This window comes from Alsobacter metallidurans, assembly GCF_014636935.1.
GTDB lineage: Bacteria > Pseudomonadota > Alphaproteobacteria > Rhizobiales > Beijerinckiaceae > Alsobacter > Alsobacter metallidurans.
In genome coordinates, this window is sequence record NZ_BMES01000002.1 from 1,439,744 (window position 1) to 1,459,547 (window position 19,804).

25 protein-coding genes are annotated in these 19,804 nt (G+C 67.9%); 9 read left to right on the top strand and 16 right to left on the bottom strand.

The annotated features are described in order from the left end of the window. Complete coding sequence (locus tag IEV99_RS17180; RefSeq protein ID WP_371875813.1) at positions 1-717, bottom strand: ABC transporter ATP-binding protein; 717 nt, start codon at positions 715-717, stop codon at positions 1-3. A gap of 125 nt (positions 718-842) precedes the next feature. Then, complete coding sequence (locus IEV99_RS17185; RefSeq protein ID WP_188518956.1) at positions 843-1,976, bottom strand: MlaE family ABC transporter permease; 1,134 nt, start codon at positions 1,974-1,976, stop codon at positions 843-845. Between the two features lie 198 nt (positions 1,977-2,174). On the opposite strand from IEV99_RS17185, the gene dgcA reads away from it, so the two are divergent. Beyond that, positions 2,175-3,161 carry an N-acetyl-D-Glu racemase DgcA gene (gene dgcA / locus IEV99_RS17190; RefSeq protein WP_188518957.1) on the top strand — a complete coding sequence of 329 codons (987 nt, stop codon included), beginning with the start codon at positions 2,175-2,177 and terminating at the stop codon, positions 3,159-3,161. Here the strand turns inward: dgcA and IEV99_RS17195 are convergent. Beyond that, a complete protein-coding gene (locus IEV99_RS17195) occupies positions 3,113-4,306 on the bottom strand; it encodes an MFS transporter (RefSeq protein WP_188518958.1) in 1,194 nt (397 codons plus the stop codon). The genes dgcA and IEV99_RS17195 overlap by 49 nt on opposite strands. 154 nt (positions 4,307-4,460) lie before the next feature. On the opposite strand from IEV99_RS17195, the gene IEV99_RS17200 reads away from it, so the two are divergent. The 4 genes from IEV99_RS17200 (at position 4,461) to IEV99_RS17215 (ending at position 8,410) form a co-directional block, all read left to right on the top strand. Then, on the top strand, positions 4,461-5,321 hold the full coding sequence (locus IEV99_RS17200; protein WP_188518959.1) for a hypothetical protein: 861 nt from the start codon (positions 4,461-4,463) through the stop codon (positions 5,319-5,321). A gap of 198 nt (positions 5,322-5,519) precedes the next feature. After that, positions 5,520-6,449, top strand: coding sequence for a DMT family transporter (locus IEV99_RS17205; protein WP_188518960.1), 930 nt, complete (start codon positions 5,520-5,522; stop codon positions 6,447-6,449). Next, positions 6,446-7,657, top strand: a complete 1,212-nt coding sequence (locus IEV99_RS17210) for an MFS transporter (protein WP_188518961.1) — start codon at positions 6,446-6,448, stop codon at positions 7,655-7,657. The genes IEV99_RS17205 and IEV99_RS17210 overlap by 4 nt, the downstream gene beginning before the upstream one ends. 135 nt (positions 7,658-7,792) lie before the next feature. Beyond that, on the top strand, positions 7,793-8,410 hold the full coding sequence (locus tag IEV99_RS17215) for a helix-turn-helix domain-containing protein (RefSeq protein ID WP_188518962.1): 618 nt from the start codon (positions 7,793-7,795) through the stop codon (positions 8,408-8,410). Positions 8,411-8,421: 11 nt separating this feature from the next. Here the strand turns inward: IEV99_RS17215 and IEV99_RS17220 are convergent, their stop codons facing one another. The 7 genes from IEV99_RS17220 to IEV99_RS17250 all read right to left on the bottom strand — a co-directional run bounded on the left by IEV99_RS17220 (position 8,422) and on the right by IEV99_RS17250 (position 14,423). Beyond that, positions 8,422-9,363, bottom strand: coding sequence for a c-type cytochrome (locus IEV99_RS17220; protein ID WP_188518963.1), 942 nt, complete (start codon positions 9,361-9,363; stop codon positions 8,422-8,424). 240 nt (positions 9,364-9,603) lie between these two features. Next, complete coding sequence (locus IEV99_RS17225; protein ID WP_244643906.1) at positions 9,604-10,041, bottom strand: c-type cytochrome; 438 nt, start codon at positions 10,039-10,041, stop codon at positions 9,604-9,606. A 164-nt stretch (positions 10,042-10,205) separates the two neighbouring features. Beyond that, the gene (locus IEV99_RS17230) at positions 10,206-12,521 is read right to left on the bottom strand and encodes a xanthine dehydrogenase family protein molybdopterin-binding subunit (RefSeq protein ID WP_188518964.1); all 2,316 of its coding nucleotides are present in this window, start codon (positions 12,519-12,521) and stop codon (positions 10,206-10,208) included. Between the two features lie 61 nt (positions 12,522-12,582). Further along, positions 12,583-12,924: a rhodanese-like domain-containing protein gene (locus tag IEV99_RS17235; RefSeq protein ID WP_188518965.1), complete on the bottom strand. Its 342-nt coding sequence runs from the start codon at positions 12,922-12,924 to the stop codon at positions 12,583-12,585. 119 nt (positions 12,925-13,043) lie between these two features. Next, positions 13,044-13,490, bottom strand: coding sequence for a peptidoglycan-binding protein LysM (gene lysM / locus IEV99_RS17240; protein WP_188518966.1), 447 nt, complete (start codon positions 13,488-13,490; stop codon positions 13,044-13,046). Positions 13,491-13,638: 148 nt separating this feature from the next. Continuing rightward, on the bottom strand, positions 13,639-14,211 hold the full coding sequence (locus IEV99_RS17245; protein ID WP_188518967.1) for a sigma-70 family RNA polymerase sigma factor: 573 nt from the start codon (positions 14,209-14,211) through the stop codon (positions 13,639-13,641). After that, positions 14,208-14,423: a NepR family anti-sigma factor gene (locus IEV99_RS17250; protein WP_188518968.1), complete on the bottom strand. Its 216-nt coding sequence runs from the start codon at positions 14,421-14,423 to the stop codon at positions 14,208-14,210. The genes IEV99_RS17245 and IEV99_RS17250 overlap by 4 nt, the downstream gene beginning before the upstream one ends. 45 nt (positions 14,424-14,468) lie before the next feature. Here IEV99_RS17250 and IEV99_RS23925 point away from each other — a divergent pair, with 45 nt between their 5' ends. Together IEV99_RS23925 and IEV99_RS23930 are read left to right on the top strand one after the other, a co-directional pair. After that, a complete protein-coding gene (locus IEV99_RS23925; RefSeq protein ID WP_308469378.1) occupies positions 14,469-15,167 on the top strand; it encodes a sigma factor-like helix-turn-helix DNA-binding protein in 699 nt (232 codons plus the stop codon). Then, entirely contained in the window at positions 15,134-15,418 is a 285-nt protein-coding gene (locus IEV99_RS23930; RefSeq protein ID WP_308469379.1) for a hypothetical protein, read from the top strand. Before IEV99_RS23925 ends, IEV99_RS23930 begins: the two co-directional genes overlap by 34 nt. A 92-nt stretch (positions 15,419-15,510) precedes the next feature. Here IEV99_RS23930 and IEV99_RS17260 read toward each other — a convergent pair whose 3' ends face one another. From IEV99_RS17260 to IEV99_RS17280, 5 genes are all read right to left on the bottom strand, one after another. Continuing rightward, positions 15,511-15,858 (bottom strand): hypothetical protein, encoded by a 348-nt coding sequence (locus IEV99_RS17260; protein WP_188518969.1) that lies wholly within the window; start codon positions 15,856-15,858, stop codon positions 15,511-15,513. A gap of 27 nt (positions 15,859-15,885) precedes the next feature. Then, positions 15,886-16,044, bottom strand: a complete 159-nt coding sequence (locus IEV99_RS17265; RefSeq protein WP_188518970.1) for a DUF3309 family protein — start codon at positions 16,042-16,044, stop codon at positions 15,886-15,888. Positions 16,045-16,382: 338 nt separating this feature from the next. After that, positions 16,383-16,688, bottom strand: coding sequence for a hypothetical protein (locus tag IEV99_RS17270; RefSeq protein WP_188518971.1), 306 nt, complete (start codon positions 16,686-16,688; stop codon positions 16,383-16,385). Positions 16,689-16,862: 174 nt separating this feature from the next. Then, the gene (locus IEV99_RS23870; protein WP_188518972.1) at positions 16,863-17,516 is read right to left on the bottom strand and encodes a low affinity iron permease family protein; all 654 of its coding nucleotides are present in this window, start codon (positions 17,514-17,516) and stop codon (positions 16,863-16,865) included. 198 nt (positions 17,517-17,714) lie between these two features. Next, the gene (locus tag IEV99_RS17280) at positions 17,715-17,984 is read right to left on the bottom strand and encodes a YMGG-like glycine zipper-containing protein (RefSeq protein WP_188518973.1); all 270 of its coding nucleotides are present in this window, start codon (positions 17,982-17,984) and stop codon (positions 17,715-17,717) included. Positions 17,985-18,241: 257 nt separating this feature from the next. On the opposite strand from IEV99_RS17280, the gene IEV99_RS17285 reads away from it, so the two are divergent. Then, positions 18,242-18,526: a con-10 family general stress protein gene (locus IEV99_RS17285; RefSeq protein ID WP_188518974.1), complete on the top strand. Its 285-nt coding sequence runs from the start codon at positions 18,242-18,244 to the stop codon at positions 18,524-18,526. A gap of 158 nt (positions 18,527-18,684) precedes the next feature. Here IEV99_RS17285 and IEV99_RS17290 read toward each other — a convergent pair whose 3' ends face one another. Then, positions 18,685-19,392, bottom strand: a complete 708-nt coding sequence (locus IEV99_RS17290; protein ID WP_188518975.1) for a glycosyltransferase family protein — start codon at positions 19,390-19,392, stop codon at positions 18,685-18,687. 212 nt (positions 19,393-19,604) lie between these two features. On the opposite strand from IEV99_RS17290, the gene IEV99_RS17295 reads away from it, so the two are divergent. Continuing rightward, on the top strand, positions 19,605-19,799 hold the full coding sequence (locus tag IEV99_RS17295; RefSeq protein WP_188518976.1) for a hypothetical protein: 195 nt from the start codon (positions 19,605-19,607) through the stop codon (positions 19,797-19,799). Positions 19,800-19,804 lie beyond the last annotated feature (5 nt).

Here is a 19,804-nt window from a genome sequence, read left to right on the forward strand (position 1 = left end):
TTACCTTCCTGCCGCGGCTTCGCCCGTCATGTGACGGGCGCGCTCACCATGAAAATAGGACCGCAACCACGGATGGTCCGACTTCAGCATCGTCTCGATGGGCCCCGCGGCGATCACCTTTCCGTCGCCGAGCGCCGCGATGCGGTCACACGCCGAATACAGGCTGCCGAGGTCGTGCGTTACCATGAAGACGGTGAGTCCCAAAGTCTTCTGCAAGGTCGAGATCAGTTCGTCGAAGTCTTGCGCGCCGATCGGGTCCAGGCCGGACGTCGGCTCGTCCAGGAACACGATTTCGGGATCCAGCGACAACGCGCGGGCGAGCGCCACTCTCTTGATCATGCCGCCCGACAATTCGGACGGGAACCGGTCCGCGACTTCGGGCTTAAGGCCGACGAGCTCCAGCTTCAGCAGCGCGAGCTCGTCCATGAGCTCGTCCGAGAGCTTGAGGTGCTCCCGCATCGGCACCTGAACGTTCTGGCGCACCGACAGCGACGAAAACAGCGCGCCCTGCTGGAACAGCACGCCCCAGCGCCGCTCCATGGCCTTGCGGCCCGGCCCGTCCAGTTCGTCGACGTTTTGGCCAAACACCTCGATGGTGCCGCGCCGCTTCGGCACGAGCCCCAGGATCGTGCGCGTGAGCACGGACTTGCCGGTGCCGGACGCGCCCACGAAGCCCAGGATCTCGCCGCGATATACGTCGAGGTCGAGGCCGTTCATGATCAGCTTGTCGCCGAAGCCGACCACGAGGTCGCGCACCGAGATGATCACCTCACGCTCCGCGTCCGCGCCATTGGCGCGTCCGTCGGGCTGGGCGCTGGGGGGAAGGACGTCGGTGGCCATGTTCAATATTTGATGGACGCGAAGAACATGGCGAAAAGACCGTCGACCACGATCACCATGAAGATGGATTTCACCACCGAGGACGTGACCTGGCGCCCCAGCGATTCGGCCGAGCCCTTCACGGCGAGGCCCTCGATACACGCGATGATGCCGATCACCAGCGCCATGAAGGGCGCCTTGATGATGCCCACCATGAAGGTGTTGAACGCGATGGCGGAGCGCAGCCGGCCGAGGAACACCTCCTGGCTGATGTTGCCATAGAGCCAGGCGACGACGCCGCCTCCGAACAGGCCCGCGATGTTGGCCAGGAAGGTGAGCAGCGGCAGCGCCAGCATCAGAGCGAGGATCCGCGGAACGACCAGCACCTCGATGGGGTCGAGCCCCATCACCCGCAGGGCGTCGATCTCCTCGCGCATCTTCATGGAGCCGATCTCGGCCGTGAAGGCCGAGCCCGAGCGGCCCGCGATCATGATGGAGGTGAGCAGCACGCCCAGCTCGCGCAAGGTCAGGATGCCGGTGAGGTCCACCACGAAAGGCGTCGCGCCGAACTTGCTGAGCTGGAAAATGCCCTGCTGCGCCACGATGCAGCCGACCAGAAACGAGATCAGCGTGATGATCGGAACGCTGCGGAAGCCCACCGCCTCCAGGTGGAACACCACCGAGGTGATGCGGAACCGCGCCGGGTGGACGATCATCCGGCCCATCGCGGCCACGAGCGAGCCCAGGAAGCTGACGCCCCCCACCACGTCGCGCCCGGCGCCGCACACCGTGGAGCCCACATCCGACAGGATGTCGACCACGGCCGAGCCCCGCGCAACCGTTTTCTGCCCGAAGTCGTGATAAGCGACCTCCTGCAGGAGAATGCGCTTGGGCTCGTCCAGCCCGACGAAGCCGGCCTGCTGGCCGCCCGCCTCGAACGACGCCCGGGCCCGGTCCAGCACCCAGGCGCCGAGCGTGTCCAGCCGTTCAACGGCCGAGAGATCGAGCAGCACGCGCTGGGCGCCCTCCGCCTCGCTCGCGAGCTTGCCGGCCTCCTCCTCCACGGCGGCGGCCTGCTCGGACGTCCAGCGTCCGATGAAACGCAGCCGCGCTTCCGCGCCGTTGCGTTCCACCACCACGTTTGCGAGAGGATCCATGAAGGGTCTTTGTTCCGTGCGCCCGAAGCAAGCGCTTGTGCTGTTTTAGTTCAAATAGGGACAGCGCGTGAATGGCGCGAATACAACCGCTAAGCGTTTTCCCGCATGGTGTGACCCTTGGGCCAGCTTGCGCCGCGGTGGCGCAGCGGAGCCGGCTGCGTTAGAGCGGTTCCGGCTCCTATTGCACGAGGTGATCCGATGCCCCGCAGCTTGTCCGTAGCCGTCGAGCGATTCCCCATCGCGGGCGCGTTTACGATCGCGCGCGGTTCGCGCACGGAGGCCGTGGTCGTCACCGCGACCATCGGGGATCGTGGGGTGATCGCGCGTGGCGAATGCGTGCCCTATGCGCGATACGGCGAGAGCGTGGAGAGTGTCACGGCGCAGATCGAGGCTGCCCGCGCCTTCGTGGAGGGCGGCGGCGACCGCCATGGGTTGCTCGGGGCCATGCCGGCCGGCGCGGCGCGCAACGCCGTCGACTGCGCGTTGTGGGATCTCGAGGCCAAGACCACCGGCGTCCCCGCGCATGTGCTGGCCGGACTGGACCGTGTGGCGCCGGCCACGACCTGCTTCACCATCAGCCTCGGCGCGCCGGACGCGATGGCGGAAGCGACCGCTAAGGCGGCTGACCGGCCCATCCTCAAGATCAAGCTCGGCGGCGGGGCGGAGGACGGGGCGCGCATCGCGGCGGTTCGGCGCGCCGCGCCCGACGCCGTGCTGGTGGTGGACGCCAACGAGGGCTGGCGCGAGCACGACGTCGCGGCGCAACTCGCCGCCTGCGCGGCCGCCGGCGTCGCCCTGGTGGAGCAGCCGCTGCCGGCCGGGCAGGACGACCTTCTCGCCAGCCTCGAAAGCCCGATCCCGCTCTGCGCCGACGAAAGCGCCCATGGCCTCGCCGAACTCGCCGCCACGGCCGAGCGCTACGACGCCATCAACATCAAGCTCGACAAAACCGGCGGGCTTACGGCCGCGCTGGAGCTCGCAGCCGCGGCCCGGGCGGCCGGGCTCGACATCATGGTCGGCTGCATGGTCGGCACCTCGCTCGCCATGGCGCCCGCCATGCTGCTGAGCCCCGGCGCGCGCTATGTCGACCTCGACGGCCCGTTGCTGCTGGCGCGCGACCGGGAGCCCGGCCTTCGCTACGAGGGCGGGCTGGTGTTTCCGCCCTCGCGGGCGCTCTGGGGCTGAGGCGCGAGCCGCCAGGCCGCAAGCGCGAAAACGAGCCCGAGCACGGCCACCGGCGCCATCGCCAGAAACGCCCGGGCGCCGAAGCCGCCATAAAGCGGTCCGGACGCCACCGTGGCGAGCGCCGATGCGAGCGAGATCGAGGCCACGAGGGCGCCTTGCAATCGCGCCTTGGCGGCCGCGGGCGCCAGCGAGGCGAACGCCCCGATCGTGCCCAGATGCGTGGCGCCGAAGCTCGCGCCGTGCAGGAGCTGCAACAGCGCGATCGCGCCGGGCCCGGGCTCCAGCCCCATTCCGATCCACCGCAGCGCGGCGGCGGCGCCGCCGACGCACAGAAACCCGTAGGGCGGCGCCCGCCCTCCCCCGACGCGTCCCATCAGGGAAAACAGCGCGACCTCGACCACCACGGTGACGGCCCACAGGCCGCCCACGCCCGCAGGCGAGACGCCGGCCGCCTCGAAGGAGATCGACCCGAAGGCGTTCATCATGGAATGGCTCGAATGGATCATGGCGGCGCTCAGGATCACGAGCACCAGCGCTCCCGGCAAGCGCACGCGCCCTGCGCTCGGCTGCGCCGGGCGGGGCGCGTCGTCCCGGTCGAGATCCGCGACCAGAAGCGCCGCGGCGGCCGCGCCCAGATAGGACGCGCCCAGCGCCAGCGGCACCACGCCAGAGCCAAGCCAGCCGACGGCCGCGCCTGCCAGCAGGGTCGCCAGCGTGAACGAGAGCGAGCCCCAGACGCGGATGCGCCCATAATGCAGCCTCGGCCGGCTCTTTGCGGCCTCGATCGCAAGAACGTCCGACAGCGGAATGATGGGGCTTTGCGCCAGCGCGATGCTGGCCGTCAGCAGGAGCAGCACCGGAAACGCCCAGCCCGGCGCCGCCGCGAGATACCCCAATCCGACCAGCAGGTTTGCGGCCACCAGGATGCGACCCGCCGGGGCCCGCCCATCCGCCAGCCCGGCCGTCCAGACGCTCGCGAGGATGCGCACCACCAGCGGGGCGGCGACCAGCAGGGCGATCTGGTCCGGGCTGAGGCCCAGCCCGCGAAACCACACGGGCAGAAACGGGGACGACACCCCGATGCCGAAAAAGGTCGCCGCGTAGAGCGTGGAGAGCCGAAGCGCCACGGAAGTGTCGGACCGCATGCGCGAGATAGAGCATGATTTCCGCACGCCGCGCGACAGGCGCCGGCCAGATCGCTGGGGAGCCGCACGGCGAAAAGCTTGAGCGCCAGCCTGCGAGATGATGGTGTGCCACCGAGGAGGCGGCGCGCCTGATTCGCCGCCCGAACCGAGCGCCATGGCCGAGACCCCCAGCACCCCGCTGACCAGCGTGGAATACGAGGAAATCGAAGCCGCCGTGATGGAAACGTCGCGCGGGCGCTGGTTCCTGGCCGAGTTCGCCAAGCGCAACCGGCACGCCGAGACGGAGCGCCTGATCGCCTCGCTGGCCCGCATCGAACGCGCGGTGTCGGCCAGGGACATCACGCCCGATCCCGCCGTCGGCGTCCAGCGCGACCTCGCCGACATCGCCGACAAGATCGCCCGCACCCGCCACGATATCGCCCGCAGCGTCGCGGACGCGAACGGCGCGGGCGAGGCGCCCGTGGCCGACAAGGCGTTTGACGACCTGGTGGCGGCCGCCGAGCTCGCCGACACGGAGGCGTTCGACGCGGCCGAGCAAATCCAGGAACTCGCCTGGTCGCTGCGCGAAACCGCCGAGAGCGCCGAGGTGGCCGGCGCGCTGGACGACCTCGACCGCCATGCCCAGGACATCTACCGCGCCTCGAACCGCCATGCGCTGACCACCGGCCGCGTGCGGCAGCTGATCACGGTGTTGCGCGGCATCGAGGGCCGCATCCAGGCGCTGCTGGGCTCCGACGCGCGCGGCGGTCGCGCGGCCGCACCGGCGCAGCGGCCCGACGCCAGGCTGCCGGCCATGCGCGACGACGTGGTGTTCGTCGACAACCAGACCGCGATGCCGACCGAGCGACGCAGGCCCGCCCCGCCGGCCTTGCCGGCCGCCGATCGGCCCCTGGCCGAGCAGCGCCCGCCCGCTCCGGCGCCTGCCCGGGCGGAGCGCGCCGTGGATCCGCGCGTCGAGGCTTTCGCGGCCGTGGACGCCCTCAGCGTCGAGCAGAAGCTGGCGCTGTTCGTCTAGGGCGAGAGCGACCGCGCGGCGGCGGCGAGCCATGCGCCCCCCGTGACGCGGTTGCGCGCAATGGAGCTTTGCCCCGTCCGGCCGCGTGTGATCACATTGCGGGCAGCCTCGGCGCCGCCCGGCGTCCAATAGCCCGTTTCACTCCTCGCCCGCCGTCCTCAGGGTCGGCTCCGCCTGTCCGCAAGCCCAGACCCGCTCGTGAACGCCCTTCTCGGCATCAGCCTCAAGATCATCTCCACGCTTGCGTTCACGGCGATGTCGACGCTGATCAAACTGGTCGGCGCCGGCTACCCGACTGGCCAGGTGGTGTTCTTCCGCTCGTTTTTCGCGCTCGTGCCGCTGCTGATCTGGCTCGCCTCGCGCAACGAGCTCATCGACGCCGTTCGGACCACGCGGTTCTTCGGCCATCTGAGGCGCAGCCTCGCGGGCTCCTTGGCGATGTTCTGCGGCTTCACGGCGCTCGCGCTGCTGCCTTTGCCGGACGCGACCGCGATCGGCTACGCGACTCCGCTGATGACCACGGCGCTGGCCGCGCTGGTGCTCAAGGAAGTCGTACGCGTGTACAGATGGAGTGCGCTCGGGGTCGGCTTCATCGGCATGCTGATCATGATGATCCCCTACTTCAAGGCGGGCGGCGGCGGCCTCTCGGGCGGCCAGGCGGTCGGGGCCATGTTCGGCCTGCTCGGCGCGTTTTGCGGCGCAGTGGCGTCGGTGGAGATTCGCCGGCTGGCCCAGATCGAGAAGACCGGCGCGATCGTGTTCTACTTCTCGAGCACGGCGGCGCTGTTTGGCGCGCTCACGGCGGTGTTCGGCTGGCGCATGCCGAGCCTGCACGACGGCGCCATCCTCGTGCTGGCCGGGATCGCCGGCGGCGTCGGCCAGATCCTCCTGACGTCGAGCTACCGCTTTGCGCCCGCCAGCGTGATCGCGCCCTTCGACTACACGAGCCTGATCTGGGCGCTCGCGGTCGGCTTCGTGGTCTTCGCCGACGTGCCGGAGCCGCTGGTGCTGGTCGGCGCCGCGCTGGTGATCCTGGCGGGCCTGTTCGTGATCTGGCGCGAGCGGCGGCTCGGGCTGGAGGATCGCCGCCGGCGCGAGCGCGAAGCCGGCGCCCACCGCCAGACATGACCGCCGACGCGCCTGCCCCGGGGGCGCTGCTGCGCGCGCTCCTCACACTGGGCGTCACCCAGATCGCCGCCTGGGGCTCGCTGTTCTACACCATGGCGCTGGTTGGCCCGCGCATCCTCCACGACACCGGCTGGTCCGAAGCGCTGGTGTTCGGCGGGTTCAGCGTCGCGATGATCGCCTCGGGCGCCGCCGCGCCCTGGGCCGGGCGGTTGATCGATCGCCACGGCGGGCGGCCGGTGATGACGGCGGCCTCGCTGATCGGCGCCGCAGGGCTGGGATTCCTGGCGCTCGCGCAGGGGCCGCTGCCCTATCTGGCCGCCTGGGCGGTGATCGGCGTCGCAATGGCGGGCGCGCTGTATGACCCTGCCTTCGCCACCCTGGCGCAAATCGCGGGTCCGCAGACCCGGCGCGCCATTTCGATGCTGACGCTGGCGGGCGGCTTCGCGTCGACGGTCTCGTGGCCGCTCACGCTCTGGCTGCTGCGCGATCTCGACTGGCGGCAGGTGATCCTCGTCCATGCGGCCGGACAGGCGTTGCTCTGCGCGCCGCTGCACGCCTTCGGACTGCCGAAAGCCGCGCCGGCGCGCCCCGCCAAACTGGCAGGTGAAGCTGCGCCGCGCGCGTCGTTGTTGCGCGGCATGGATTGGACGGCCTTCGCGTTGTTCGCGCTGGTGATTTCGGCCCACGGCCTCGTCACCAGCGGGCTCTCGGTGCACCTCGTGCGGCTGCTCGACCAGTTGGGCCTCACGGAAGCGCAGGGCGTTCTCGCGGGGGTTTTCATCGGCCCCGCGCAGGTCGGGGCGCGGCTGCTGGAATTGTTGTTTGGCGCGCGGCTCAGCGCGCTGGCGCTGGGGGTGTTTTCCACCGCCATCCTGCCCTTCGCGTTCGCCCTGCTCGCCTTCGCGGCGCCGTCCACCGCGGTGGCGATCGCGTTCGGGCTGGTCTATGGCGCGTCAAACGGCCTGATCACCATCGCGCGCGGCGTGGTTCCCTTCGCGCTGTTCCGGCGCGACCGCTATGGCGAGATCCTCGGCCTCCTGGCCGCGCCCGCGCTGGCGACGAAATCGGCCGCCCCGGTCGTGTTCGCGCTCGTGCTGTCGGCCGGCGGGCCGAGCGCCGCGGTTGCGTTCTGCGCCGCCCTCGGCGTGCTGGCGGCGAGCGCGATGCTGCTGCTCGCACTGCTGCGCGGGACGGCGCAGCGGGCCTGAACAAAGGTCCGCTGAAACGAACGCCGCCGGGCGCGATTGTGAGAAACGCGCAGTTGCGCGCTCGATTGGGCTGTTCCGGCTTTACAAACAGCCGTTCGTTTTTCAAAACAGTTCAAGCGTTGAGGGAGTGAGCGGATGGGCGTCGAGGGCCGGGAGCGGGTCAAGGTTCTGGATATCGGCGCGCACGCCCTGTCGGGCCAGCTTGGAAAGACCATCCAACGCCTGCGCAAGGCCTACAACCTGTCGCTCTCCGAACTGGCCGAGCAGTCCGGCGTCGCGAAGTCGATCATCAGCCAGATCGAGCGCAACGAAACCAACCCGACCCTGGCCACGATCTGGCGCCTCTCGCAGGCGCTCGACGTCTCCATCGAGCGCGTGCTGTCCAGCGGCGACGACGAGCCCTTCATCGACAAGACCACCAAGGGCGACACGCCCATCCTGGTGTCGGACGACGGCAAGGTCCGCCTCGGCATCATCGGCTGGATCAAGACCGTCGAGTGGCTGCAGTGGTACGACGTCCAGGCCGAGCCCGGCGGCGTGCTCGACTCGGACGCCCACCAGCGCGGTTCCATCGAGTGCCTGTCTGTGATCGAGGGCGAGTTCGAGGTGGAGGTCGGCGAGCAGATCCAGCGCGCCAAGGCTGGCGAAACCCTGCGGTACCGCTGCGATCGCCCCCATAGCGTCCGCTGCGTCTCGAGCGCCCCGGGGCACGCCACCATGGTGTGCATCCTCAAGGCGGCCGTGATGGATTGAAGCGCCGCGCCCTACTCCGCCTTTTTCGGCGGGCGGGGCGGGCTCGCCACCGCGGGCAGGCTCTTGATGTACTCCGCCATCGCGCCCCGGTCGGCGTCGCTGAGCTGAGAGGTGTTCTTGATCACCGGCGCCATGGAGCCGCCAACGGCGTCATACTCCGGCGTGAAGCCGGTTTTCAGCAGTTCGGCGATGTCGTTCTTGGACCAGGACGCGAGGCCGGCCTTGTCCTGCGTGATGTTGGGCACGAAGCCCTTGCCCTCCGGGTCCGGCCCGCCCGAGAACCGTTTGCCGTCTACGATCGCGCCCGTGAAGGCGCGCGGCGAATGGCACTCGGCGCAATGCCCGGGGCCTTCCACCAGATAGCGCCCGCGGTTCCATTCGGCGCTCTTGGCCGGATCGGGCTGGATCGGCTTGCCGTCCAGGAAGGCGAGCTTCCACAGCCCGAGCCCGCGGCGCACGTTGAACGGGAACGGCAGGTCGTGATCGCGCACCTTGCCTTCGACGGGCGGCAGCGTCTTCAGGAAGGCGAAAACGTCGGCGAGGTCCTGCGCCGCCATGCGCTGGTAGGATGTGTACGGGAAGGCCGGATAGTAATGCCGGCCGTCGGGCGAGACGCCCTCCCGCATGGCGCGGATGAAGCTCGCAACTGTCCAGCCGCCGATGCCGTCGCGCGGATGGGGCGAGATGTTGGGCGCGTAGAACGTGCCAAAGGGCGATTGCAGCCCGAGGCCGCCGCCGAGCCTCGTCCTGTCGTCCTGTCCCGGGATGGCGTGGCAGGAGGTGCAGCCGCCCGCATAGAACAGCGTCTTGCCGTTCTCCAGGTTGGGCGCCGTCGCGACGGTGACGTCCGGGGCTCCGCGCAGGGCCTCGTAGGTAAACGGCGCCGTGAGCAGCCAAAACCCCGCCGCCCCGAGGGCCGCGAGCAACACGAGGGCGACCAGAAGCTTTTTCACCGATAGGGAACCCGGGACCAATTTGCGCTCAAATAGCCAAGCTTTTCATCGTGACGAGCACGCGGCCGAGCCACCCGCAACCCTCCACCGCCATCCCCGGGCTTGACCCGGGGATCCACGCCTCGGGCTCCGGCGTGGATGGCCGGGACAAGCCCGGCCATGACGCAGACCAACAGCCTGAACAACGACGGAGCGAGGGATGGTTACACCCCTGCCCCTCACCGACCGGTTCGAATCCGCTCAGCTCTTCTTGACGCGATAGCTCTCATGGCACGAGCCGCAATTCTTCAGCACGGCCGGGAAATTGGCCTTGAAGCTGGCCTCGTCCTTGATCTCGGCGGAAGCTTTGGTGGCGTCGGCCTCGAACTTCTGGAAGGCGGCCTTGAAGCCCGCCATGTCTTCCCAGATCTTCGGCGCCGCGGTGGTCTCGCCGCCCGTCTTGGAATTGTCGGGGAACAGCGCCGGCATCTTCTTGGCCGCGTCCTGATAGGTCGCGAGGCTCTTCTGCACCTTGGCGAGGTCGAAGGCGGCTTCGCCCTTCAGCATGGCGCCCGGGTCCTTGGTGGCTCCGCCGACCGATTTCATGATGTCCTTGCGCTGCGCAATGACGTCCGACTGCGCGACCACGGCGGTCGCCCCAATCGCGATGGCGGCGGTGGCGATGATGATGCGAAGCATCAGGTACTCCCCTCTGACCCGTTCAAACGGGCTCTATTGCAGGACATGCAGGTTGCCGCCCGGCCTCCCTAAACGCGAGGCGCGAGCTTGCAAAGTTGATCTTGCAACAGCGCAAGATCAACTTTGCGTTATAGAGCTGCGGACCTTCCATCGCCGAGATGCGATCACGCCGCCTGTGCGGATGCGCTCTTGATCGCCGCAAAAACCCTGTCCGGCGTCGCCGGCATGTCCATGTCGCGCACCCCGAAGGCCCGGTCGAGCGCGTCCACGACGGCGTTCATGACCGCCGGGCACGAGCCGATGGAGCCGGCCTCGCCCGCGCCCTTCATGCCGAGCGGGTTGGTGGTGGAGGGCACGTTCCGGGTTTCGAAATGGAGGAACGGCACGTCCTCGGCGCGCGGCAGACAGTAGTCCATGAAGCTCGCCGTCACGAGCTGCCCTTCCGCGTCGAACACGGTCTTTTCCAGCAGCGCCTGGCCGATGCCCTGCACGACGCCGCCATGCACCTGGCCGGCCAGCAGCATGGGGTTCACCGCAATGCCGAAGTCGTCGCAGATGGTGTAGCGCACCACCTTGGCGACGCCGGTGTCGAGGTCGATCTCGACCTCGGCGATGTGGGTGCCGTTCGGGTAGGTGGCGTTGGGAGGCGTGAAGTCGCCCTCCCCGGTCCGCGCCTCGCGCGTGGCTTCCGGCAGGTTGGCGAGGTCGACGAAGTCGATGCGCCGGTCGGTGCCGACGACGCGGACGCCGCCATCCGCGACCTCCAGGTCCGACACGCTGGCCTCGAGCTTCTGCGACGCGAGGTCCTTCAGCTTCTCGGCGAGCTTCTCGGAGGCGACGAACACCGACACGCCGCCGACCGGAATCGAGCGCGAGCCGCCGGTGCCGTGGCCGGTCTTCACCGATTGGGTGTCGCCCTGGATCACCTTGATGCGCTCCAGCGGGATGTCGAGATGCTGTGAGGCGAACTGCGCATAGGCGGTGGCGTGGCCCTGCCCGTTGGACTGGGTGCCCGAATACACCGTCACGGTGCCGTCGGTCTCCAGCCGGATCTCGACGTCCTCGCCCTCGCCCCAGGCGGTGCACTCGATATAGGTCGCCATGCCGACGCCGCGGATCTTGTTCTCCTTGCGGGCCGCGCGGGCGCGGTCCTTGAAACCGGCCCAGTCGGCCGCCTCCATGGCGCGCGTCATGTGCCCGTCGAAGTCGCCGGTGTCATAGGTGCGGTCGCCGATCGGCGTGCTGTACGGCATGGCGCTCGGCGGAATGAAGTTCTTGCGGCGGATCTGCTCGGGCTTCATGCCGGTCTCGCGCGCCGCGCGGTCCACCAGTCGCTCGAGGAGGTAGGCCGCCTCGGGCCGGCCCGCGCCCCGGTAGGCGTCCACCGGCACCGTGTTGGTGTAGACGCCGCGCACGCGCACATGGAGCGCCGGCGTCCTGTAGACGCCCGTCATCATGGTGCCGCCCAGATACGGGATATAAGGGCCATACTGCGAGCAGTACGCGCCGATCTCGCCCAGGATGTCGAAGCGCATGGCCAGGAACTTGCCGGCCTTGTCCATCGCGACTTCGCCCACCGCATAGTTGGAGCGGCCCTGCGCGTCGCCCATGAAGTGGTCGCCGCGATCCGCGATCCAGCGCACCGGGCGCTTCAGCCGCTTGGCGGCCTCGGCGGCCAGCGGATACTCGCGATAGCAGAACGTCTTGGTGCCGAAGCCGCCGCCGACGTCGCCGGTGACGACGCGGATGTTTTCCGGCTTGATCTTCAGGACCTGCGCAGCCAGCGTGTCGCGGATGCCGTGCACGCCCTGGCTGGAGAGCGTCAGCCTGTAGCTCTTCGACTTGGCGTCGTACTCGGCGATGACGCCGCGCGTTTCCATGTAGTTGGTGATCAGGCGGTTGTTCTCCACCTCGATCCGCACGACCTTGGCCGCGCCGGCGAAGATGGCGTCCACCTTGGCCTTGTCGCCCATCTCGGCGTCGAACGACACGTTGTCGGGCTGTTCGCTCCAGACCGATGGCGAGCCCTTCTCCAGCGCGGCGCGCAGGTCCACGGCGGCCGGAAGCTGCTCCCAGCTCACCCCGATCGCCTCGGCGGCGTCCTTGGCCTGGTTCACGGTCTCGGCAACCACGAACGCGACCGCGTCGCCGACATGCTTGGCGACGCCCTTGGCGAGCACGGGGATGTGGGCGACGTGGTTCTGCGTGCCGTCGCTGTTGGGCAGGGCGGCCTGGCAGGGCACATCGCCGAGATGCGCCACGTCCTCGTGCGTGAGGATCAGCTTCACGCCCTTCATGGCGCGCGCGGTCTCGAGGTCCGAGAAGGTGAACCGCGCATGCGCGTAGGGGCTGCGCAGCAGCACGGCCTCGAGCTGGCGCTCGGGCTGGTAGTCGGCCGTGTAGTTGCCGCCCCCGGTCAGCAGGCGCTGGTCCTCGACGCGGCGGAGCGGCTGTCCGATGCCGAACTTCTTGACGGTCATGGTGATCCTCGAAGCGGAGCGAATGGGGGTGTGGGAGGACGCAACTGGAAGATGGGCGCGGTCAGGGCCCCGTCGCGACGGGTTCGCCGTGCTGGACCCAGTCCAGCATGCCGCCCGCATAATGGGCGTCGACCGTGACGCCTCCGGCTGCGGCCGCCGCGGCCGCCGTCAGGGAGCGCTTGCCGGAGCGGCATGAAAACACGATGCGCCTGCCCTGCGGATCGGGCAGCGCCGCGGCGTCGAAGGTGGACAGCGGAAACAGAACCGCGCCGGCGATGTGGCCGGCTTCCCATTCGTTCGGCTCGCGCACGTCCACCAGCAGAATAGAGCCGTCCGCCAGGCCCTTCTTGATGTCCTCGATCCCGAGATTCTCGACCTTGGGTCCGCGGCCAAATCCGAACATGCGCGCCAGTCCTCGAACGTTTCCGGACCGGACTTTAGCCCATTCGGTTGGCTTGGCCAGAGGCCTGCGCGCCCGGTCTAACAAAAGGGGCGCGCCTTTTGGGCGCGCCCCGGATAGTGTCAGGCGAGCGGCGGAATGCGCAGCACCTGGCCCGGATAGATCTTGTCCGGATGGGTCAGCATCGGCTTGTTGGCCTCGAAGATCTCGTTGTAGTGGCTGCCCTTGCCCTTGCCGTACTGCTTCTCGGCGATGGCCCAGAGCGTGTCGCCCTTGACGACCGTGTACATGTTGGAGGCCGCCGTCTCGTTGTTGACGATCAGGTCGCTCTCGACCTCGGCCACGCCCTGCGTGTTGCCGAGCGCCAGGATGATCTTCTCGGCGTCGGCGGTGGACATCGCCTTGCCGGACACCTTCACCTTGTCGCCATCGACCGTGACCTGGATGCCATCGCCGCCGAGGCCATGCTTGGCGACTTCCTTCTGCAGCGCGTCAGGCTGCGCGGCGGCCGCCGGGGTCGCGCCGAACAGCTTCTCGCCGGCGTCCTTGATGAACTTGAACAGGCCCATGGTCCCACTCCCTTTGTGTTGTCGATCGATGAAGAGATAGGGCACATGCGCCGGGGTTCAAACAAGCAACCGTGAGGCGAGTAGCCCGACCGGACACGAAAAAGCCCGCGCGAATGGCGCGGGCTGGTCCGTCAGCGCGGCGAAAAAACTATTCGCCGGCGCGGAGCATCTTTTCCATCGCGGGTTCGGCGGGGTTCCAGATCGAATCCCCATCGAACTCGCCGTCGGCCGCCGTGGAAAGCAACTGCCCCAGGCGATTGCGGGCCCGGTTCACGCGGCTCTTCATGGTGCCGACCGCGCAACCGCAGATGTCGGCGGCTTCCTCGTAGGACATGCCGGAGGCGCCCACCAGGATCAGCGCCTCGCGTTGGTCGGGCGAGAGCTGCTGCAGCGCGTTCTGGAAGTCGAGGAAATCCATGTGCGAGTTTTGCGACGGAGCGGACGCCAGCCGGGCGGCGATCTGGCCTTCCGGGTCGGCGACCTCGCGGCGGCGCTTGCGGTATTCGGAGTAGAAGATGTTGCGCAGGATCGTGAACAGCCAGGCCGACATGTTCGTACCCTCCGTGAACGAGCCCAGATTGCTCCAGGCTTTCACGAGAGTTTCCTGAACGAGGTCGTCGGCGCGATCGATGTTGCCAGAGAGCGACATCGCAAAGGCGCGCAGGCTGGGGATCGCCCCGAGAAGCTCGGCTTTCAGGCTGGCGCTGCCTTGCGGGTTCATTCCTGGTCTCCAAGCTTCTCGTCGAGCTTGTCCATGAGCTCCTTGAAGCGATCGGGAACCGGCTGATTCAGCACTTCGTCATACACAGCCCTCAGCTGACGGCCGATGTGATCCTGAATTTGCGGAACCATTCCGGGCGTCGACTCACGGCCGACAGCCACCGGATCCGCAACTGCGGGATCCGAGTGCAGAGCACTCTTGTTTTGCGTCATTGCCACCCTCCGGGGAGCACGGGACAAAGGTCCCGCACAGCAGGATTGATCGCAGCCACAACGCACGATCCGGTATACGGTTCCCCGGACGCTGGAACCTTTTTTTCAGCCGTACGTTGTGGCCCAATGCCGTGCTTAGGCACGGGCATCATTGGGGGCGCTATGCCGATTTCTCAGGCCATCTCACCGCATCTGCCTTTCATGCGCCGCTTTGCGCGTGCGTTGACCGGCAATCAACGCATTGGCGACGTTTATGTTCAGGCGACATTGGAGTCGATCGTCTCCGATCCTTCGCGCATCGATCTGAACGGCGATGTCCGGATCGCGCTCTACCGGCTGCTGCTGGAAGTGTGGCGCTCGGTGCCGATCAACGCCCAGGTTGATCCCGGTCTCCCCGCCGTGGAGCTTGGCGCGCAGCGCAGCCTGGACGCAATGACGCCGCGCTCGCGCATCGCGTTCCTGCTGCGCTCGCTCGAGGGGTTCAGCACCGCCGAGGTTGCGCAGACGCTGGACTGCTCGCTCGGCGAGGCGCAGGCGCTGCTGGACGCCGCCGGCCGCGAGCTCGCGGACCAGATCAAGACCGACGTGCTGATCATCGAGGACGAGCCGCTGATCGCGCTCGACCTGCAGAGCCTCGTCGAGGACCTCGGCCATCGCGTGGTGGACGTCGCTCGCACGCACAAGGAGGCTGTGGCTTCCATAAGGAGGCTGTGGCTTCCATTCAGAAACTTCGTCCGGGCCTGATCCTGGCCGACATCCAGCTTGCCGACGGATCGTCGGGCCTGGAGGCCGTGAACGAGATCCTTGGCGCCATCGAGGTGCCGGTGATCTTCATCACCGCCTATCCGGAGCGCTTCCTCACCGGCACCCGGCCGGAACCGGCCTTCCTGATCACCAAGCCCTTCCTCACCGACACCGTAAAGGCCGTGATCAGCCAGGCCCTGTTTTTCCAACGGCGCGCGCAGCGCACCGACAAGACCGCGATTCCGGCCTGAATGCAGAAAAGCCGCTCCGCGATGGCGGAACGGCTTTTCTGGCTTTTCAAGGATTGTCGAAGGCGCTCGTTCATACGAGCGCCTTCGTTGTTTCAGCGGGTGATCATGCCAATGATCATGCCGGCGACGCCCGCGGCCACCAGCGCCGTCAGCGGACTGCGGCGAACCGACTCCTCCAGCTCGGAGCTCAGCGTTTCCAGCCTCGCCTGCGTGTCCTCGGCGATGCCGCTGCCGGCGCGCGCGATGCTGCCGGCCGCGTCGGTGACCTGCCCGCGGGCTGTGCCGACGGCCTCGCGGACCTTTTCGGCCTGAGCCGCAGCCTCTTCCTTTACAAGCTGGGCGACAGTGTCGCTCAGCTTGCCAAGGTCGGAGCGCAACTTCGTCAGATCGTCCCTGACGTCCTCTGCGCCGCCGCCAACCGTGCTGTCGAAGTCAGTCACGCGCGTCTCCTATGAGAGTCTGGAAAGTCAGAGCCTGCCTGTCAGCAGTAGGACGATCACGATCAGGATGACCACGCCCAGAATGCCGGACGGCCCGTAGCCCCAGCCGCGGCTGTGAGGCCAGCTCGGCACGGCGCCGATCAAAAGCAGGATGAGGATGATCAGCAGGATTGTGCTGATGCCCATGATGAATTCTCCTGAACGTCTGCGGCCTTGCGGTCCGCTTGTTGTTGCCTCGGTTCCCGGCGTGAGAACCACGATCCCTGCGGCAACGTTCAGGGTGTCGGGAAGGTTCCTGCAACCTGCGGCCGCCTGACGCAGTTGCGCATTGGAGTAACGGCTGGGCGGCGCGAAGCGCGATCTGCTTGCGCCTTCCAACGAGAACGGGACCCGCAACACCTGCTGCGGGTCCCGTTCGGCGCGGTTCGATCGGGCGGGAGGGGGCGTTCTGGCCCGAACCGTGCCTTGCTACTCAAACACGACTGAAGGTCCCGGGTTCCCGTCCGGGACCGACGAGGCGGCGTTCAGTGCGCTTCCAGCGAAGCGACGACCCAAGGATTCCAGGGCGAGCGCTTGGCGCCCTTGGCGGACGCGTCCTGCTCGGGAGACGACGTGGTGGCGTTTGTGGGCGCGCAAACGCCATCCTGCTGCGCTTTGGCGCGAACGGGCGTCATCGCGACCGGCGTGCTCGCCACAATCAGGCTGGCGGACGGTGCGGCGGCTTTTGCAGCCGCAGGCGCGTTCTTGACCACCGCGATGACGGGCGGCACGAAAAAGAAGGAGACCGCGACCGAGAATGCGACGGTGGGAAGAATTCGCGACGCGTTCATCTTTGATCTCCGTGTAGATGCATCCGACAACGCCGCGACTCTAGGGAGGTTCCCGCGCCGCCGATGCGCGTTAGCGCACATCGCTCGCCAGACGCTGCCTTGATTTCGTGATGCTCCCCGCTGCCGCCACGACGGCGCGCGGAATGCATGTACTTTCCGGCTGTCATTGCCGATCTAGTTGCGCTGGGACGATGACTTTCGAGCTGCGCGGGCGGGCGTTGGCGGGTTTTCCGCGTTCCGTTCCTCGGCATCGCGTTCATTGGCCACCTTTCGCAGCCTCTTTCCGGCAGGCGGCGCGGCGCCGAGCACGTCTTCGGCCGCGACCCCGACCGCACGGATCGCCGCCGTCTTGAGGCGCTCGTTGCGCTCGGGCGAGTGCGGGGGCGCCTCGGCGGCCGACTCCACTTCTTCTTCCAGGGCGGCCACCACTTCCGGCCGGCCGAGCTCCTTGATATCCTCGACATTCGGGTCACGCGCCTGCTTGGCGACGTCACGATACCGGGCCAGCAGGGTGTTGAGCTGATCCTCCGACATCTCCTCCAGATCGAGCAGCGTGTTGCGCGCCGAATGGGTCGCGCGAATGAGCTCGTCGAGCTTGATCTGGATGGAAGCCGACTCCCGGTTCTGCGTATTTTGGATCAGGAACACCATCAGGAAGGTGATGATCGTCGTCCCGGTGTTGATCGCGAGCTGCCACGTGTCCGAATAATGGAACAACGGCCCTGTGACGGCCCAGAGCAGGATCAGCGCGCACGACCCCACGAAGGTCATCGGGTTCCCGGCGAACTTGCTGGTCTTCGAGGCGAAGGCTGAAAACTTGAACGACATCGTCGAGACACTCCCGCGAACCCGGGCGTGTTCTTGCGACGACTTAGCGCCCTGGGTGTGGTGGAACGTCGCACCCTTGTGGCTGTTCCATTACGGATCCTCAATGCGGGGCCCAGGTCCGCACACAAACAAACCGCCGGCTAACAAAAAGGCCGGCGCGAGGCCGGCCTTTCTGGAGTTCAACCCCTGCGGGGAAGCTCAGTAGTAATCACAGACCCGACGGCCATACGCGTCGTAGTAGCAGTCAGCCGAGCGACGCGGGGTCGTCGCCGCGCCCACCACGGCGCCGCCGGCCGCGCCGATCGCCGCGCCCGCCAGAGCGCCGCTGCCACGGCCCGTCGCCGCGCCGCCGATCACCGCGCCCGCCGCGCCGCCCAGCACCGCGCCGGTGGCGGCCCGGTTGCCCTCTTCGGTCGCGCAGGCGCCGAGCGACAGCGCCACAGCCGAGATCATCAGGATCTTCTTCATCGTGTTCTCCTCCAGACAAACTGAACGCGAAACGTTCCATCCCAGGCCAACAGAAGACCCTGTGTCTCGTCGGCATTGCGGGTGGCAACGCATGTCAAGCCACAAAGGTTGCGATCGCGTCTCGGAAAGCCACAGCGGAGCAGTGGAATCAGTGTGATCGGCTTGGCTTCCAGCGGCTCCGTCCCTGCCTGCCCGGGCGCGGAACCAACCTAAAGGGCCAGCGTTGGAGGACACAAACAAACCAGAGGAGCGCAGGAATGCCAGATAAGCAGCAGCGGTCGAACCGGGGCTTCGCTTCTATGGACGAGTCCAAGCAGCGGGATATCGCTCGCAAGGGCGGAGAAAGCGTCCCCAATGAGAAGCGCAGCTTTTCCCGTAATCCGCAGCTTGCCGCCGAAGCCGGCCGCAAGGGCGGTCGCAGCGTCGCTCCTGAGTCCCGCAGCTTCTCACGAGACCCGAAGCTTGCCGCCGAGGCTGGCCGCAAGGGTGGCGAGGCCTCGCACAGCCGTCGGATGAAGGACGCCGAAGCCGGTTCGCGCTGAAGCGTCAACCCGGCCTCTTTGCAGGCGTCGGCCCCGCCGCGGCGGGATCGGCGCCTTTTGCTTGTCCAGGCTCTGGTTTCTCCACCCTGGAAAGCTCGGGCTACAACGCAAAAGCGCGGCGGATGAAACCGCCGCGCTTTCTCGCGATGTGAGAGAGCTCAGGCCCCTACGGCCTCGCTCAGGTTGATGTCGAGGATCCGCTCGCGCGTGTGGCGAACGGCGGGCCTGGAGCCGTTGGTCAGCGCTTGGATCTCGTTCTGCATGGCCTGCCAGGTTTCGTCCCACGCAGCTGCGTCGCCCCGCTGCGGGTTGGCGGCCAGCCGCACGGACGCGTGCCGGCCGGTCTGGCGCGCGAACATCTCGGGCGTTCCGGCGAAGACGAGGTCGACGCGGCCTAGAACGCGGCGCTCCAGCAGCTGCAGCGTTGCGGGGGCGTTGGGGCGCGCGGCGAGGTCTTCGGCGCAGTCATAGATCCGCGTCGCCGGCGTCAGGTGCGAACTGAACGCCATGGCGGGCGGCGACATGAGCCAGATAACGGTCGGCTGGCCGGTTTCGGCGAGAAGATCGTCCAGCAGCTTGCGCAGCAGCGCGTTCGCGGTCCGGTCTGCGAGCCGCGGCGGCAGGTGCGGCGTCGCCACCAGCAGATCGTCGCCCGCTTGTTCCCGCTCGAGCGAGCCCGCCCCTGCCCCGTCCGTCATCGGATCATCGAACACGATAACCCGATGGTCGTGCGCTGCGCGCGTCATCAGCTCGCGCACCCTCACATCGTCCTCTCGCCAGCGGCGGTGCGCAAAGCAGATCAGCAGCGGCTTCTCGGTCTGCGACGGCTTGGCGGCGGGCGCGGCGGTGTCGGTGGGAAGAGACATGAGACGATCCTGAATTCCGGACGCGACGCAGCGTGATCCGGCCGGTGAGCCGGAGTTGCGTCGCTAGAGTGGGCGGCTGTTTTTGATGAGAACCAAGGGTCCAAAGTGAAACGTTCAAACCTCGCGAGGGTTCCAAGCCGCACGCCCCAATGGCGACGCACGGAACCGCGCCGCGCGACCCGCGTTCCGCCCGCTCTCGACCGGAGCTCCAAATGGCCGAACACGACGCCGGGACTGAACGTCTCGCCGAATGCGCCGCGCTGCTGATCGGCGTCACCCGCATGATGCTGGACGCGGAACCCAAAGCGTTCGCGGCCTGGCTGCGCCGTGTCGCCGATGACATCGAGGCGGAGGCCGCCGAAGCAAGCCCCGGCGAGTTGCCGGCCGAAGCCCGCCCCCGCCACTGAGCCGC

Bases quoted from the DNA above. Each gene is read 5' to 3' on its own strand.
- IEV99_RS17180 (WP_371875813.1), bottom strand. From the start codon at position 717: ATGAACGGCCTCGACCTCGACGTATATCGCGGCGAGATCCTGGGCTTC.
- IEV99_RS17185 (WP_188518956.1), bottom strand. From the start codon at position 1,976: ATGGATCCTCTCGCAAACGTGGTGGTGGAACGCAACGGCGCGGAAGCG.
- dgcA (WP_188518957.1), top strand. From the start codon at position 2,175: ATGCCCCGCAGCTTGTCCGTAGCCGTCGAGCGATTCCCCATCGCGGGC.
- IEV99_RS17195 (WP_188518958.1), bottom strand. From the start codon at position 4,306: ATGCGGTCCGACACTTCCGTGGCGCTTCGGCTCTCCACGCTCTACGCG.
- IEV99_RS17200 (WP_188518959.1), top strand. From the start codon at position 4,461: ATGGCCGAGACCCCCAGCACCCCGCTGACCAGCGTGGAATACGAGGAA.
- IEV99_RS17210 (WP_188518961.1), top strand. From the start codon at position 6,446: ATGACCGCCGACGCGCCTGCCCCGGGGGCGCTGCTGCGCGCGCTCCTC.
- IEV99_RS17215 (WP_188518962.1), top strand. From the start codon at position 7,793: ATGGGCGTCGAGGGCCGGGAGCGGGTCAAGGTTCTGGATATCGGCGCG.
- IEV99_RS17225 (WP_244643906.1), bottom strand. From the start codon at position 10,041: ATGCTTCGCATCATCATCGCCACCGCCGCCATCGCGATTGGGGCGACC.
- IEV99_RS17230 (WP_188518964.1), bottom strand. From the start codon at position 12,521: ATGACCGTCAAGAAGTTCGGCATCGGACAGCCGCTCCGCCGCGTCGAG.
- IEV99_RS17235 (WP_188518965.1), bottom strand. From the start codon at position 12,924: ATGTTCGGATTTGGCCGCGGACCCAAGGTCGAGAATCTCGGGATCGAG.
- lysM (WP_188518966.1), bottom strand. From the start codon at position 13,490: ATGGGCCTGTTCAAGTTCATCAAGGACGCCGGCGAGAAGCTGTTCGGC.
- IEV99_RS17245 (WP_188518967.1), bottom strand. From the start codon at position 14,211: ATGAACCCGCAAGGCAGCGCCAGCCTGAAAGCCGAGCTTCTCGGGGCG.
- IEV99_RS17250 (WP_188518968.1), bottom strand. From the start codon at position 14,423: ATGACGCAAAACAAGAGTGCTCTGCACTCGGATCCCGCAGTTGCGGAT.
- IEV99_RS17265 (WP_188518970.1), bottom strand. From the start codon at position 16,044: ATGGGCATCAGCACAATCCTGCTGATCATCCTCATCCTGCTTTTGATC.
- IEV99_RS17270 (WP_188518971.1), bottom strand. From the start codon at position 16,688: ATGAACGCGTCGCGAATTCTTCCCACCGTCGCATTCTCGGTCGCGGTC.
- IEV99_RS23870 (WP_188518972.1), bottom strand. From the start codon at position 17,516: ATGTCGTTCAAGTTTTCAGCCTTCGCCTCGAAGACCAGCAAGTTCGCC.
- IEV99_RS17280 (WP_188518973.1), bottom strand. From the start codon at position 17,984: ATGAAGAAGATCCTGATGATCTCGGCTGTGGCGCTGTCGCTCGGCGCC.
- IEV99_RS17285 (WP_188518974.1), top strand. From the start codon at position 18,242: ATGCCAGATAAGCAGCAGCGGTCGAACCGGGGCTTCGCTTCTATGGAC.
- IEV99_RS17290 (WP_188518975.1), bottom strand. From the start codon at position 19,392: ATGTCTCTTCCCACCGACACCGCCGCGCCCGCCGCCAAGCCGTCGCAG.
- IEV99_RS17295 (WP_188518976.1), top strand. From the start codon at position 19,605: ATGGCCGAACACGACGCCGGGACTGAACGTCTCGCCGAATGCGCCGCG.